Origin of the sequence: Pseudomonas sp. FSL R10-2964 (assembly GCF_009600035.1) — a bacterium.
GTDB lineage: Bacteria > Pseudomonadota > Gammaproteobacteria > Pseudomonadales > Pseudomonadaceae > Aquipseudomonas > Aquipseudomonas bubulae.
Window position 1 is genome coordinate 19,245 of the sequence record NZ_WIWH01000037.1, and the last position, 16,249, is coordinate 35,493.

At 58.0% G+C, this 16,249-nt stretch carries 5 protein-coding genes; all 5 read right to left on the reverse strand.

Going from position 1 to position 16,249, the window contains the following annotated elements:
* Positions 1-10: 10 nt before the first annotated feature.
* The 5 genes from mexE to GHN92_RS18975 all read right to left on the reverse strand — a co-directional run bounded on the left by mexE (position 11) and on the right by GHN92_RS18975 (position 16,032).
* Positions 11-1,255 (reverse strand): multidrug efflux RND transporter periplasmic adaptor subunit MexE, encoded by a 1,245-nt coding sequence (gene mexE / locus GHN92_RS18955; protein ID WP_095000340.1) that lies wholly within the window; start codon positions 1,253-1,255, stop codon positions 11-13.
* Positions 1,256-1,795: 540 nt separating this feature from the next.
* On the reverse strand, positions 1,796-6,259 hold the full coding sequence (locus tag GHN92_RS18960) for a SpvB/TcaC N-terminal domain-containing protein (RefSeq protein ID WP_153380808.1): 4,464 nt from the start codon (positions 6,257-6,259) through the stop codon (positions 1,796-1,798).
* Positions 6,256-10,989, reverse strand: coding sequence for a neuraminidase-like domain-containing protein (locus tag GHN92_RS18965; RefSeq protein ID WP_153380810.1), 4,734 nt, complete (start codon positions 10,987-10,989; stop codon positions 6,256-6,258). Before GHN92_RS18965 ends, GHN92_RS18960 begins: the two co-directional genes overlap by 4 nt.
* A gap of 34 nt (positions 10,990-11,023) precedes the next feature.
* On the reverse strand, positions 11,024-13,645 hold the full coding sequence (locus GHN92_RS18970) for a Tc toxin subunit A (protein WP_153380812.1): 2,622 nt from the start codon (positions 13,643-13,645) through the stop codon (positions 11,024-11,026).
* A 203-nt stretch (positions 13,646-13,848) separates the two neighbouring features.
* The gene (locus tag GHN92_RS18975; RefSeq protein WP_153380814.1) at positions 13,849-16,032 is read right to left on the reverse strand and encodes a TonB-dependent siderophore receptor; all 2,184 of its coding nucleotides are present in this window, start codon (positions 16,030-16,032) and stop codon (positions 13,849-13,851) included.
* Between the last annotated feature and the right edge of the window lie 217 nt (positions 16,033-16,249).

Here is a 16,249-nt window from a genome sequence, read left to right on the forward strand (position 1 = left end):
TTATCGTCCCTTAACCGCGAGGAGTCGCGACGCTGGCCAACTTCGGCGCGCCAGTGGCGGGCTTGATTTGTGGCAGGTTGCTGGCTTCCAGGGCTTGTCGTTGTTGTGCCAGGGCGGCGAGGGTCTGTTCGTTGGCCATCGGGATCACTTCAGGCGTTACCGGCGAGCCGGGGCGCACTTTCTGCAGGCCCTTGACGATAATGGTGTCGCCCTTGTTCAAACCGCTGCGAACAATGCGCAGGCCTTCGATTTTCGGGCCCAGGTCCACGGCGCGGTAGGTCGACTTGTTGTCGGCGTCCATCACCAGCACGAATTTCTTGCCCAGGTCGGTGCCCACGGCTTCTTCATTGATCAACACGGCGGAGTAGGTGGCGCTACCGACCAGTTTCAGGCGTGCATACAGGCCGGGGGTAAAGCTGCCGTCGGCGTTGTCGAACACGGCGCGGCCACGGATGGTGCCGGTTTGCGGGTTGACCCGGTTGTCGACGAAGTTCATCTGGCCCAGATGCGGGTTGCCGTCTTCGTTGGACAGGCCCAGGTACACCGGTGTGGTCTGGCCGCGTTGACCCTGACGGGCAAGCTGGTTGTACTTGAGGAACACACGCTCGTCAGCGTCGAAGTAGGCGTACACCTTGTCAGTGGACACCAGGCTGGTCAGCGGCGTGACATCGGCGGTGACGATGTTGCCCGCAGTGATTTCGGCACGGCTGACGCGGCCACTGATCGGTGCAGTGACGCGGGTAAAGCTCAGGTTGAGTTTGGCCAGGTCCAGTTCTGCCTGGATGGCCGCGACGCCGGCACGGGCTTGCTGGGCAGCGGTGGTGCGCGAGTCGGCCAGCTCTGCCGAAATGGCATTGCTCTGGCGCAGACGTTCGCCGCGCTGGGCTTCGTTGTCGGTACGGCTGGCATTGGCGCGGGCCTGTTGCACCTGGGCTTCAAGCTGACGCACGGTGGCCTGGAACGGGCGCGGGTCGATCTGGAACAGCAAGTCGCCCTTTTTCACCAGGGCGCCCTCGGTAAAGGCGACCTGATCAATCTGGCCCGACACGCGTGGACGAATTTCTACAGTCTCTGGAGCTTCCAGGCGACCGGTGAATTCATCCCATTCGTTGACCGGCTGTTCAAGCACCTTGGCCACACTGACTTTTGCAGCTGGAGCCGGAGCAGTCGCTTGGGGAGTTTTGCCGCATGCGCTCATCACCACAATGGCCAGGGCCGCAAGTGGGAAGCGCAAATGTTTAAGTGACTGTTCCATGAGGGGAGTCCGCCGATCTATTGAGATGGGCGGATAATGCTGGCGCGAGTGCTGGCGCACGAATCGAACCCAGCGAAGATCAATATCATCCGGAATGATACAAAGCGTTACCAAGCTCTCTAGCCTGCGCTTTTTGTTAGGAAACTATCAATTAAATTCTGTGTTATTGCCAGCGTAGGGTGTGTTGCACGACGGGTAATAATAACCAATATGTACCACCTGCCACGCTGATTGCTTGCCTAGCTGCGTGCGTCTTTGTGCCAGTCAGGTCACGCATCCATGTCTTCCCTTCATCGATTCACACCCTTACTCACGGCCTTCGATTCCCGGGGCTCAACTGTGCGCACGCTGGCATACCACCGGCAGCGTGCTGGGGACGAACCCCAGGCGCGGCTCCATGCGGTTGATGTTTCGCCACCTTGGCGGGCCGCGCTATCTGGTGGTCGGGGTGCGTAACCCGCACTGATGATGCCCTCGCGTGCAAGCCTGGAGGATGACTATTGTGCTCCGGGCCCGGGCTTGCATCGCGATGTGGTTTGTTCAGCTTGAACCAGGCTCCCAGGTGTCGTTTTCATCTTCGCTGATGCTGTACCAGGTGCAATGGGTCTGGCGGCTTAGATGCCCCCTGGCGTTGAGCTTGCTCGTCATACGGCCCAACGGGTCATAGAACAGCTGATCGCAGTAGCCATCCTTGCGCCGGGCTTCATCATCGATAAAGCGATAGTGATCGGCGAAGTAAGGCCGATAGTTTCGAATGGCCAGGCCCTTGTTGTTGTATTCGACCCTGCCGCTGACCCGCCAGCGATGTTCGCTGAACGCACGCAGGGGCTTGCCGTCACTGTCAAGGCTCAGTCGCCCCGACGGGGCAACCACATACGCTTCACCCGCCGAGGTTTTCTGCTTGGTTTGCAGCTCACGTCCAAAGCCATCGGTGAACGTCAGGCTGATCCGGATTTGCCGGTTAACGCTGTCGTCGCTCGACGGGTAGTTATCGGCTTGCAGCACAGCGGCATAGACCGGTTCGCGGCGTGCCTGGAGGATCTGTTCGTTCAGTTGGCGATTCGCCGTGATGCTCATGTCCAGTGTTGCCAGGCGCATGCGGCCGCTGGCACGAATATATCCGTCCGGAGTCAGATATCCCTGCGTTACCCATTGTGTGCCCGGGGGGGCTGCCGGGATGTGGCCCATCCAGTTGAAAGGGGCGTGGAAGCAGGCGCTGGCAGCATCGAGCAGCGCTGTTTGAGGGTTGTCGATGGCAAAAGCGGGGCTGTCATTGGCTGGGCGCCTGTAGTCCGTCAGCGGGGCGAACCCTGTTGGTTTGCCATTTTCCTGGCCGTAAACACTGGTTACTTGCAACTGGCCGAATGCATCGTAGCGCGCTTGCCGAACAGTCCCCTGGGGGTCGGTGATTTCGATGGGCAACATTAACCGGTAGTCATAGACGGCTTGGGTGCTGCAACCGTCCACGGCCGTTACTGCGGCGATATGGCAACCGTAACGGTCATGGGTGAGTGTGGTCGCTGAGTGGCTTTCAGAGGCTCGCAACTGATTGGCCCGGTAGAAACCATGCACGTCGGTGTAACGGGTAAAGCCCTGTTTGAGTGACCACAGGGCTGGCGCTGCGTGGGTGTCTGTTGGCTCAGGCAGGAACAGTCTCATGGGATGGTAATGCTCCTGGACGAGGGTGCTGGCCAGGTCGAACGGGGTTCCTCCGGGCAGTGCAGGTACATCGTCGTAGGCGGCAAGTGCCTGGTCGTCGAGTTCGGCCGACTCTTTGAAGGCCGTCAGCGCCTGAAAGCTGGCCTGGCCCGCCGGTAACGGGGCGTCACTCTGCGCCAGGCAGTAATATTGCACGGACAACCCCCCCAGAGTGCGCTGTGCCTGCGGTCGCACAGGGTTGTCAGCGGTGTTGCCGATTAACAGTTCATAGCTGGTATGCGCGCTGTTGAGGGCTTCTTTTTCAAGCACCAGTGCATTGCTGCGTTGCCGGTAAGGCAGTTGCAGGCGCCAGCGTTGAGGATTGTCCAGATGAATGAACTGCGCCCGGATTTCACTGATGTAGTGCATCTGCTGGGCCGGATCGTGGGTATCGCGCCACCAGGTCTGGTGATGGTGCTCATCGAATGGCGGCAGGTCGGATGCGCGCTTGCGCCGGGCGTAATTTATGGTTACCCCGTGTGTCAGGCTGCCATAACGATCCCGGCGCAGATTGATGATGTGCTGGCAGGCGGGGTCGGTTGCCTCGCGCTCGTGGCGGTAGACCCGTGACTCCAGGGCAAGTACCAGCAGGGATTCGGGCGTCTGCAATTGACGCAGCATATAGCGGTACTGGCTGACGGTAAAAGGCACTCGTGACGATTCCGGGTCATCGGCCGCAAACACTTCTTCACGCAGTACCAGCCCGCTCAGTGCCAGAGCCATCCTGCGCCCGGAAGCAGGCGGTGGCAGTACGCTGTCTTGCTCCTTATCGGCTTCCAGGCGGGTCAGCAGTGTGTTGCCTGGCGCAAGGGCCAACCTGTCGCCCGCCCAGTATTGGTCCTGCGGCATATCAAGGGCTTTTCCGGTGTGAAACCAGGTCTTGCGCAGCAAGGGTGCGGTTGCTGCCTTGTCGAGTTTCTGGCCGGCAGGGCCCTCGGTGTCGGTTGCCATCAGCAAACCGAAGCCCTGGAACTTGCGTTCGAGACTGTCGTAGAAACCTTCCCTGTAAGTGAAGCGTTGGGTCAGTTGATTGCCGCTGATCTGATCCAGCTGTTGCTGCTCGCTGACCAGATGCAGCGCAAATGGCAGGCCACCGGTGCGCTGTGTCCGTTGCGGTTTTTCGTCCAGCCACTCCTGGGCACTGCTGCGGTAGGTAACCCGGCCTGAGGCTCCCATATTGTTGTCGGTACCGATCAACAAATAGGGTTTTTGCCGAACAAATTCGTATCGCCAGTGACGGGCTGAAGGGAGAAGGACGGAGAGGATCAGGCTGGTACAGCCCAGCCCTTGCAGGTCGGCCACACTGACCTGGCAAAAGCGGTCATGCCTGACCCCCTCGGGCCAGGGCAGCGCTGTCGGCACGGCTTGCAGGCCGTTGCCGCAGAGGTTCATGAAAATCAGTGCCCGATCGGGCTGAAGGTAGATCAGGTCACTGGCGCCGGAGCCATCCAGATCGGCCAGCAGTACTCGCGAGGCCTCGAATTCGGCGTAGGTGAAGGGCAGGGTGGCGAATACGAACCCTTTGCCAAATCGGCCCCGGCCCAGATTTGGCCAGCACTTGATTTCATCATGACGAATGCGCACCAGGTGTTGCTGGCCACTGCCCAGCAGATCGCTGAACGCCATCAGTTCAGTTTCGCTATTGCCGGGCAGTGGCAGATCGTTATCGGGATGCGGCATGTCCGCGGCAGGGGCAAAACCCTGCGAGCCCTTGTTGCGATAGAGCCGCACACTGTTGCGGCCAATCAGCGCCAGGTCGTCAATACCGTTACCCATCAGGTCGGCGAGCTGGGCTGTCGGCTGGAAGAACTCCTGCGGCAATGCTGCAAAAGGCGCGAAGTTTGCCCAGCTCCGGTCGTTTTCCAGGGTGAAAAAGCCACTCATGCCCGGCTGGGCGATGATCCACTCCAGCTGGCCGTCGCCATTGAGGTCCGCCAGGGACTGGTACAGCGCACCGGTCTGCTGTGCCACCGGGATACGCTCCAGCATTTGCAGCGGGCCATAGGCGACGTCATCAGGCTCGACCGGGTTGGCAGCCCGGACGGGTTCGCGGTAGTACCAGCTTTTGTCAGAGCGCCAGAGCACTCCCGGCAAGCCGTCGTTGTAGAGGTCAACCAGTTGATAGCGCTGGTTGTCGTTGATACCGTCCAAAGCGTCAAAGCGTTGATAGCCTGAAGGCATGCCAGTTAACTGGAAGTCGCTGTAAGTCAGCTCCAGGGGCGGCCAGTGGCAGATCTTTGCGCTGGCATCGCAGGCCTGGCTGTGCAGGGCCTGCAACAGGCTGCCTGCGGTTGCGGTGGTCATGTACTCCAGCAGCAGCCGGCGGGTCAACACCGGTTCGCGGCCCATTGCAGGCTCTTCAGGAAAGTAGTGGAACATCAGGACTTGCCGGCAAAGACGCCGGCTCGCCAGTTCAAAGCCATAGGCATAGTTACACATTGGATCACTGCGTTCCGGCCATGGTTGTTGCACCCCATAGGAAGGGAGGCGAGTCAGATCAGTTGTGCGTTCGCCGTAGTCAAAGAGCAATTCAAAATGCCATTGTTTTTGCGCCGGGGTTTCAACTGTCCACAGTTCCAGATGCTCCCTGGGCACGATATTGGTGTAGCCGATACGGGCAAGGTAGCGCTGGGCGCTGTAGTCTCGAGGGCCACTGCCCCGGGTGTCAGCCTTGTACTGATAGTAGATCTGCTCGCCGTGGGGGTTGAGGCTTTCCTCAAGCAGCCATTGGGCAACATGGGCAGGCGCCTGTGGATCGGCGATGCGGGCCGCGTGCGTTTTGCCAAACAGGTGCAGGTTGCCGTCTGCGCCCTGGACCAGCCAGAACCCTGCGGTGTCTGACGTCGATGACCAGTGTTCAATGCGATCGAAAGTGGTTTCGTGGCGTGGCAGGTAGCGCACCACAGTGTAGGTGGTGTTCAGTTGAAGTCCGTTGAAACGGCTGCTGGAACGGGTTTGCAGCATGCCTTGGGCTGTCCGTTCGGGGAGCAGTTCCGTACCTGACGGACCGATAAATACATCCTCACTGTCATAGGCGGGTACGCCCTTGAGCGTGCTGCGTGCAATCGAGCCAGCGAAGGCTGCCCAACCGATTCCGAACGGGCCATTACCCAGGGCACTGTTGTAAGTCAGGCTGATGGCCGGGTCGAAACCCCGGCCCGGCGACAGTGGCAGGGGAACCTCGAACGAGGCCGCACCGGTCATACCGACGGCTCCCCATGTGGTGCCGATACTGTGTATTGCGCCTCCGCCCTTGGGCAAGGACGGTGTTTGCACCTCGCCTGTGCCGTGTTGTTGAGTCGTCATCCCTGACCTCCTGCGCTTCTCGCGGTGTAGCGCACATGTACGATGATGTCGCTGAGGGAATTGAGCATGGATGACTGGGCTGCAGGGTTGGGAAACGCCAGTCGCCATCTGGACACTGCCCCGGTGTACTCGAAGGGCAGATAGCGTTCGTCATTATCGAAGTTGAGGGTGAACAGGCCGCTGTCATTGAGCCCTGTGGACAGTGCGACCTGCTCCCTGACCCGCATGTTGTCGAGCATATCGTCGTCTTTTGCAGACAGGTGGGTTCGGTTCCAGGTCTGGGTCAGGGTCGCGCAAATGTCTTCATAAGGTCCGAGCGTGGCAGGCAGCGAGACGCTGACGCTTTTTATCCGGCGCAGGTAATGACCGGGGTAGTCGTCGTCGAACAGCGCCTTGCTCAACTCAAAATCCACGGTGCCATTGACGATCATTTCGTGCTTCAGCGACGCCCAGTCCTTGTTCAGCGTGGGCACCCGATCCTTGCCATGCAACAGGCGCAAGGACAGGGTTTTGCTGATTTCCAGTTCACGCTGGTTACGTTGCATATAGGCAGTATTCATGTTCTGCAGGTCGAGCTTGAGCGACTCGCCTGCGGTCAGCCCCTTGAATTGATTGTGCCAGTGGCTGCTTTGGATAAAACGAGTGCTCCAGTCCGCACGTTCAAATTGCCAGCATGCCTGTGCGCTCAAGCACAACGAATGGGCTGCGTCGTAGGCCTGATAGTAGAAAGAAGCCAGATGACTATTGAGCCACTGATACAACTGTGCGCTGGAAAAATGCTTGCTGAGCACCTCGTAGGTGAATCTGGCCTGCTCCATAGCTGTTTCCGTGTGTCTGAGTTGCAAGCGCAGCACCGTGTTCTGCTGTTCGTGGGCCTGCAGTTGCAAGTCGGCCTGAATGAGCTCCTGACGGCACTGCTCCAGGGCCTGGGACCACTCCTGGACGCGGCGGTTGAACAGCGCTGTACGATCCAGATGACCGGCATTGGCGCGTTTCTCATTAGCCATATTTCGGGCCGCAGCCTGAATCGCATAAAAGGCGCCTTCATAGCGCATCCCGCCGTTGGAGGTGCCGAAAATATTGGGTGCCAGCATCGCCAGCCCTGCAGCAGCCTCGGCTACGGATGCTTTGGTTTCCCACTGTGCGCTTTCAAGATATTGCTGGCTGGCCTGTGCTTCGGCTGGAGAGATACCCTCATTGAGCAGTTTTTCGAAATACTGCTGGCGGCTTACCAGTACCTGGCGACCGGCCAGCAGCGCCTCGCGGTTGGCTTCGTCAGCCCGCATGCCCTGACGTTGTTGATCGACGGCGATTCTGGCGAGGTCCCAGGCATGTTGTTGCTGTAACTGAAGGTGCTCGTTCTGCTCTTTGCGCTCGAACAGCACAAGCAGGGTATTACCGAGCTGGATGACATTCTCGACCAGGGTCGCGGCATGGGCATGGACAACCTGGTAGCGATAATGGCCGATTTCCCTGGTTTGTTGGCGGGTCGCAGACAATGGGTCAGAGCTGGCATTGTGGGCGTAGTGGCTCAACAGCAGGTGCGGAGCCAGCGCGGGTGCGAACAGTGCCTGTTGCAAGGGTTTTGCGCTGATACTGAGGTGATGTCGAAGGTTGTAGAGACGACTTTCAAGTTTGTCCCAGCGTGACACCAGATCCGGATTCAGGGGCAGGTACAGGGTGCTCTGGCTTGATGCGCCCAGATCCTGCAGGGTTAAGGGTTGCCAGGGATCGGCTCGGCTGATTTGCGGCCTTGGCCCCAGCAGGCTACTGGCCCGAACGTACCAGAGCTTGGCCTCTGCCAGGCGATCGGCACTGGCTTGACGATAAGCGGCATCGCCGCGATTGAGCAGGATGTCCAGGTACAACATATATAACGCTTGGCGGAAACAGGACGGGCTACTGAGGGCTATCTGGTGCGGATCGTCCGGGTTGTCCTGCTGGTAACCCGGCTCTGATTTGTCCTGGGTCAGGGCCGGCACTTTCCAATATCTTGAGTGTTGCTGCGGTTCAGTTGCCCTGCTTTCTGGATCGAAGATGTATTTGAGCCAGGATTGGGCCTCGGCATAACGCTGCTCCATGTTCAATCGGCAGGCCACCAGCCAAGGAAGGAAGAGGAACAACTCCCGGAAATACTTGCCATGGGCGCCATGAAAATCCAGGGAGTGGGGCTTGGCATTGCTGGTAAGCGCCGGTTCGTGCGATTGATTTGTGGCTATCGTAAACAGCCGGTCGAGACTGACATTGGCGGCGGCGCTCAGGTGTCTGCCAATAGTGGTGTTCATGTGGATCGGCGCACGAAGGGTTCTCGGTGAAGCCACATCGCTGTACTTGAGAAGGGAGCCGCTGAAGTCGATAAACTCGGCTGTTCCTTCAGGCTGCGCCGGGCTGCGTGAGATTCTGGGCGCCAGAGGTGTAATGGGGGTGGCGTTATTGGGATCCAGTTTCAGTCTCAGTGACTTCAGTGCATAACCTCGCAGGCTGCGGCTGTTATGGCGTGTGTCCGTGTCGTAAATCAATACTCCGTGAAGGATCGTGATTGGCCGGGTACCCGTGCTTGCAATGCTGCTCACTTCCTCTTCAGGCCGGAGCGTTTCAGGATTGAGTTGAATATGGGCGCTGAACAGATGGGCCGGGGTCAGGCTTGTAAATACGCCGTTGAGTGCGCGGCGGGAGGTATTGGGTTCACCGACGATATAGCTGTTGTTGCGATGGATGTTGTAAGGGTGCGGTGTGTTTTCGTCCCGTGGAGTCATGATCACGGGCTTGTAGTGGCGGGTATATAACGTGGCAATGACACTATCAAATAACCAGTCGTTCTGACTGTTCACTTGCTCATTGAGTGTGGCGTAAAAATGAAGAGTAATGCGGTGGTCGGAATGAGCGTTTTCAAACAAGGTATTGAAAGCGTCGTATTCGATGTATCTGCCTTCCAGCGAAACGTTCCAGTCTTTGCGTACGGCACTTAACCTTTGCGGTTTTACGACGCTGAGGGCGTCGTCGGGAAATTTATATATCAGGCTGGAATAGGTAACGCCGGTTTTGTGACTGGTCATGGAGACCGATACCCAGCTGCAGGGTGGGATCAGTTCGGTCTTGAGAGTCAGCAGCGAGCTAGGTTCCAGCTTGAGTTTGCCGCTGCTACCGGGAAGCGGCCGCAGAAGGGCAAGATGGAGAGTAAGTTCGGCCCGGTTGGTACTCGCCCTGAAGGTGACCGACTGCTGTTCGGGGAATGCTTTTTCAAGCCTGGCGTTGACTTCCAGCGCACAGGATGTGGTGTTGAAGACAATATCGCTGTGGTAGTGCTGGTCACTTATATAAGCCTGTTTGTTCTCGAAGTTCCAACCTGTAAATGCCGGGGTCGGGGTACTGCTGACGATGTCTGTTATTGCGACGGTTTCGCTGGTCGGGGCGTGGAAATTGAAATTTCGCGAATTGTTGTAGATGAACAGGGATAAATAACGTTTTGCCAGTTTTTCGTGTTCAGCGTTGGGTTTAAGGTCTGCCACTGTGCCCCTTGAGAATAACCGCTCACTGCTTAAGTCCTGGTCGAGTCTCACGGCCTGGAAAAAGTCGCTGCGGGTGTGATCCCTGCCGGCGACGGGCTTTTGCGGAGCATGGGCGTTCAGCCCTAAAAACAAGGATGCCGGGCTAGTACTGGTGTCCAGCACTGCCACTGTTTCAGTCGCCTGCATCAAGGCGTTCTGGTCCAGTTTGTTAAGCTCTTTCATCACGCAGTATTCATCACTGCACACCCGTGGCACGCTCCAGCTGCCATCGTATTTCATGTAGGAGAAGTAAAGGCGGAACTGAATGAAACGACTTTTCAGGTAGTTTTCCAGGCGTGCTTTATAGTTTTTTTCCGATTCGTCAGGCTCTGACCAGAAATAATCAGCGCTGTAACTGGCCGCTGCCGGGGATATGCATTGAGCCCAGACAACAAACAGGCGGTTGTTAAAGCAAATCGGACGGACGCTGTGCTCCGGGATGTTTTCCGAGGCAGGCAGAGGTATTTTTTTCCAGTCAGACCAGGCGCCGGGCTGTGGTGCGTCCTGCTTGAGGGCAGGGGCACCCCCTGTGGCGGGATGCAAGTAGCGCCTGGACATATCCAGCGAGCGCCAGTAGTAAGTGTTCTCGACAGTTGATCGGGCAACAAAGTAGTAAGTGCTCTCGGCGAACCTGTCTTTTTCACCATCAATGTAACCATTCAGGGTCTTGAGGCTGCAGATCTCTTCAAATCGGGCCAAGTAGCGTTGAATGGCAGGCAGTATATTGTCCGAGTTAATTCGACATTGATTTATGTCGTTCTCAAGCTGCTGGAAACTTTCGGTTTTATCACGGCGTAACATCGGGTTCAGATAGTTGGCCGGAAAGCTGCGTAACTGTTGAATCGCACGCCAAACCGAATAGGCATGCAGATTGTTGCGCCAGGTGTTTTGTTGTTTGGTTGTCATGCCAAGTTTGTCGTAGCCAGGCTCCAGCCCCACTGAAATGGCGTTGATATATTGCTGCAGGCTGGCAATGGCGCTGGCCACACGACTGGTAGGCACTGCCTGACTGACTTGCACATCCAGCAGCCAGTAGGTGTACAGGTCGTTGGCGTTGTTGATTGTGTGCTTGCGAGCCGGGGTTTGCAGGGTGGTGTCTTCAGGCAGCACGTAGGTGAGGTAGAACGCGAGCAAGGCATCGCGCAGCTGCTCATTGAGTTGCCGGTGGCGTTGGTCAGACATGGACATTCCTCGGAAAGATGTATGAGCGTTGCGCTCATGGGGCGGTGGCGAAGACGGCGCTGCCGACCTGCTGCCAGTCATCGGAACTGAAGGTGGCGGTCAAGCCTGTCGCCATCAGCAACATGCTTGCCGAAAGACCTGTCTGCCTGGCGGTCTCATGGCAGCGCATCAGCCAGTCCAGTTCAGTCATCGAGCGCACGCGTTTTTCCAGCAGGGGCTTTATCAATACCTCTATCTCGCTGGCGTTCCACCCCAGCATCTGGGCCAGCAATTCGCTGGTTTGCGAGTTCAGACCGGTTTGTTCGCCGTTCTGTTTTTGAGGGTTGGCCTGGTTCAGATAATTGAGCAGTGTGGCGTGGTTAATCCCGTAAACGTCGCTGAAATGACTGAACCTCTGGAACAGATACAGGGTGCTCAGGGTTAACTTGAGGGTTGAATGTGCCGATTGCTCGGACTCCAGCCAACCGGGGTCAAGCAGAAAAGCCTGCAGGGCTTCACGGCTGATGGGCAGTTGCAGCTCGGTTTCTGCATGGGGAAAGAACAGCAGCAGGTGTTTGAGGGATTCATTGGGTTTATCACTGCCAAGGGCACTGGCGAAAATACGCGAAGCTTGCCTGAAGGCCTGTTTCATAAGCTCGGGGACCTCGCTGGCCAGGGAGGTATCCTTGAGTAATTGATCTATTTCTTTCTTGAAAGGATGCAATTGTGAGTAGGCTGCGGACAGCTGCGTATTGAGTATCTGCTTGACCCGGGCCTTGAGTGCCTGGTTGCGCCCCGCATCGGGGCTCAGGTTGACATATTTGTCGACCATGTAGGCCACGCCTTTTTCCAGGCTGTCCGCTTTGGGTTGCGCGGGCAGCATGGACTGGACCCGGAGCAGTCCTTTGGCCAGCAGCACATTCCAGGTGTAGGCAAGGGGTTTGCTACCGGCTTCCGGTTGCGGCAAGTCCAGCTCATCGAGTGTGGATTGCGCCAGCAGATATTGGGGCATGCGTTGCAACACCGCCTCGACCTGCGTGAGCCGCTGCTGTACGGAGGAGGGCAGCAACGTGGTCTCGAGTAACAACTGCTGGCGTAACTGTTGAACGCTTTTACCGCTGTCATTGAGCCAGCTAACCGCCCAGTCCAGTTGCATCAACACATCGAGAAAGTCCGCCGGCGAGTTGCTGCCTGACTGACGCAAGCCCGGCTTGACCAGTTGCTGGTGGTAGGTTTTGCCCCCCAGCAACTGGCACAGTTGATCGCAGTCCAGGACTGACAGTCCGAACATTGCGGGTAATGTGGCCTGTCGGTAAAAGCTGGAAAACGTCTCGATATTCCGGCGAGGCGTGGCGAAATATTGCTTGGTACGGGTTTTCAGCAACCCCAGGGACTGTGGTGTGTCTTCGAGGCCCAGAGCGCCACAGGCCCGATACAGAACCCCTTGTGTCGTACCGAGATCCAGCGGCTGGTTGTCGAGAGTCAGGGGGGAGTTGAGCCAGTGCGGCGGGTTGAATACCTGGTCGAATAGCGATGTGTGTTGCCCGACCCCATGAACGGGCATGTGGTAAAGCCATGCCGAAAATGTTCCGGGCGTCAGGCCATAGCGTTGGTTCAGGTAGCGAAAGACACCCATTGCACGCAGGCTGTTGTCGTTGATGGCAAGGTGTTCAGGGCTGCTGCCTTCACAACCGGCGATGCTATAGAGCAAGGTATCCAGATCTGCGAAAGGCATATTGAGCCAGCGTTGCAGGCGGATCATCCGTTGCAAACGGTCATGACGCTGTGGAGTTGTGTCTTGCAGGTGGTTTTTTTTTGATGAGTCGATGCTCAGGCCCAGTTTCTTTTGCCCTGTTCTGTAGGGGCCATTGATAAAGCGAGCGCCTGCAGTGTGATCCCGGGCAATCTGATCTGCCGTCTGCACGACGTTGCCAGACAAGCGCGGCTGATAGCTGGCGTGGGCAAGCAGTTCATGGAACTGCTCGGTGCTCAGACCGGTGTGCTGCATGAACTGTTGTTGGTCAGTGATGGGCTGGCTGTGGCCATAGTGTTTTTTGTAAAAGGTGTCTGTGCCCTGTTCTTCAAAGTCCTCGGTCAACAGGTTTTGTTGTGCAGGGCTGAGCAGGGTGAGCAGACGCCGCGCCTCATAGGCTTGCTGCTGCACCGTGCCGTACTTGTTCTCCGGCTGCTGGTCATAGGGCAGTTTCAGGCTGATGCGATAATTCAATGCACCAAGCCCCGGCTTGTTGCCCGCAAGCCCCAGCACGCATTGCTGATGGGCCAGGTCGAAAGGCAATTCAAAGGGGTAGCGTAATTCGGCCAGCACCTGATGCACCGTGCGGTCGCCGTAAATGTCGCGATGCGTGTCCAGGTAGGTTTTGACCGGTGCGTTCAGGGCCTCGTTGACCAGCGTCAGCAGTGGCAACTGACGGGAAGTGTTTTCAGCATTGATCACCAGTTCCTTGAGCGCAGGTACACGTTGGGCGAGGGTGATTTTGTCTTGAGTGCCTTTGCCGGTTTGCTCCACTTCCAGGGCAAACCGGTAGAGCGCCTGCAGATACGCCGCGGGCGAGTCGACTGCGGCGAGGGAAGTCGGTGAGCAAAAGGTATCCCAGTCGTCTTTGAACAGGGCTGACCAGGTGGGGCCCGAGTCGGGAGAGGCTGTGTCCGTTGGCATGGTAAATCTCCTGTGCACACAGTGGGTGATCCACGGCGCGTGCAGAAAATTAGCATTGCCATACCTGGCTTCTCGGCCAGCTGAAAGCACTGAAAAGCTTGGGAATTGTCGCTGAATGACAAGCGTTCGTGTGTTCCGGACGCAGGCCTTTTATGCAAGAGGGTGAAGGCAGGAGGCTACATGCCCCCTGCAATGCAGCATGATCAGAAGTTGATCGAGGCACTCAACCTTGCCGTCAGCGGCGCCCCCTGGAAGACATAGTTATCGCCCATGTATTCGCCCACATCGCGCCAGTAGCGCTTGTCGAACAGGTTATCGACGGTCAGGCGAAACACGGTGTCGTAACCTTCGATACGGGTGCTGTAGCGGCTGCCGATGTTGAAGATGGCGTAGGCGTCGGCCTGTACCGTACCCACCTGGCTGGCGTATTTCTTGCCGCTGTACTGCACGCCGCCCAGCAGGGCCAGGCCGTCGATCCAGGGCAGGGCGTAGTCGCCGTAGAGGCTGGCGCGCAGGGTGGGTACGTTGAAGGTCTGGTGGCCTTCATATTCGGGCGTGCCGCTACCGCTGACCCGGGAGCGGATCGCCGCGACGCTGGCCGCAATCTGCAGCCGGTCAGTGGCCCAACCGTTGGCCGCCAGCTCAATGCCGGTGTTTTTCTGCTGGCCCTGTTGGACGTAAGTGAACTCGCCATTTTCGGGGCGAGCATACTGGTACGCCTGGCGGATCTGGAACAGTGTGGCGCTCAGGCTCATGCGCTGCCAGTCGTATTTGATCCCGGCCTCTATTTGGCGCGACACGGTGGGTGGCAGGATGTCGAAGTTATTGCTGGCAAACCACGGCGCTGTGCCACCCAGGGACAGGCCCTTGCTGTAGCGGGTGTATAGCGTCATATTTTGCACCGGTTTGTAGATCAGCGCGGCCTGGGGCAGGAATTCATAGCGTTGGGTGTGGCGGGTGGTGTCGCCCTGATTGTCGAAGGTCTTTTCATCCAGACGCACTTCGCGCCCGCCGATCATGGTCTGCCATTGCTCGTTGAAGCTGATCAGGTCATTGAAAAACACCCCGTACTGGCGGCTGTCCAGGCGGCGATGGCTGTCGTTGAGGGCGCCGTTGTAGCGCTCGAGGTTTTCAGGCTCGCTGTCGATATTGCCACTGCCGAGACTATGGTTGATGGCTACACGATTATTCACCACGCGCCGGAATGCACTGCTGCCCACGGTCAGCTCATGACCGATTGCGCCGGTATGGAAGCGACCGCTGAGGGCTGCCTGTACCTCATCATTGCGCCGGGTATCGTCAGGGCTGCGGAAGTCATAGATATCGTAGCCGCCCTCGGGGGTGAAGTAGTTGCCGACATTGGGTGTAACGCAGCCGACAGTACAACCGCCCCAGGCAAACGAGCTGTAGTCGTCGATCACCACCTTGCTGCGTGAGGCGCTCAGACTGCCTTTCCAGCTGTCGTTGAAGCGGTATTCGAAGTTGCCGTTGATATTCAGAGAATCAATGGTCACAGGTTTCGAGCCGCTCTGGTGCGCCAGCAGCTTTTTCGGCGAGGCGTGATGCGGCAGTTCGCTGCCGCCGAGCAACTGATAGCCCGGCACCGAACGCTGCTCCTTGTTCTGATACTCCACGTCCAGTTGCAGCAGGGCATCGGGGTTGATGTTCCAGTCGAACGCCACAGAGGCGAAGTCACGCTGGCCGTTGGCGTGATCGACATAAGAGTGAATATCTTCATGGGCAACGTTGGCACGCAGGCCGAACTGCTGTTCGCTGCCGAACCAGCCTCCCACATCGGTGGCGATGTAACCGCTGCCGCGATCGTCGGTAGACACCGTAACAGAGCGCACATCGGCTGCCCGCTTGGTCACATAGTTGACCGCGCCTCCGGGCTCGGAAACGCCGCTTTGCAGGCCTGAAAGCCCCTTGAGCAGCTCTACCTGCTGCTTGTTTTCCAGCCCGACATTTTGCTCGCCGGTGATGGTGCGGCCATTGATCTTGTAGCTGCTGGCCGAGTTCAGCGAAAAGCCGCGCACTACAAAATTCTCGTAGTAGCCGACGGGCGCGTAGCTTTCGCCGACCGATGCGTCGTTTTTCAGCACATCGCTGAGCAGGCGGGCTTGCTGGTCTTCAATCAGGGCATCGGTAAACACCGCAATGGCGGCCGGCGTATCGAGCAAGGGCGCCGCGTCGAAACCACCGACCCAGGCGTTGTCGGCCTGATAATCGCCGTTGCCCGTGGCCGTCACGGACGTCGCCGGCAGTTCGGTCCCGGCTGCATGTGCCGCAGGCATGGCGCTGCCCAGCAGCAGGCCGAGGCTAAGCAAACTGAGAGAGAATCGCGGGGCGGACTCTCCCTGGCTGAAAGTCCGGTAAAGCATGTTCATGCACAGCTCCTGAACGGTGGGCAGGCTTGAGACCCGAGCCTGTTTCTCAAGCGCGCCATCATACAGTCGCATGCCGGGTTGCGCTTGGCGCTTCGCCATCAGGGAGCCTGCCATGACGGCCTGTCAGGGCCTGGCCCGACGGGTTTTTTGCGCAGCCGTTACAGCCTGTGGCTCAAGGCAATCCTTGATTTAGACGTGTTGCATGGGTTATAGCTAA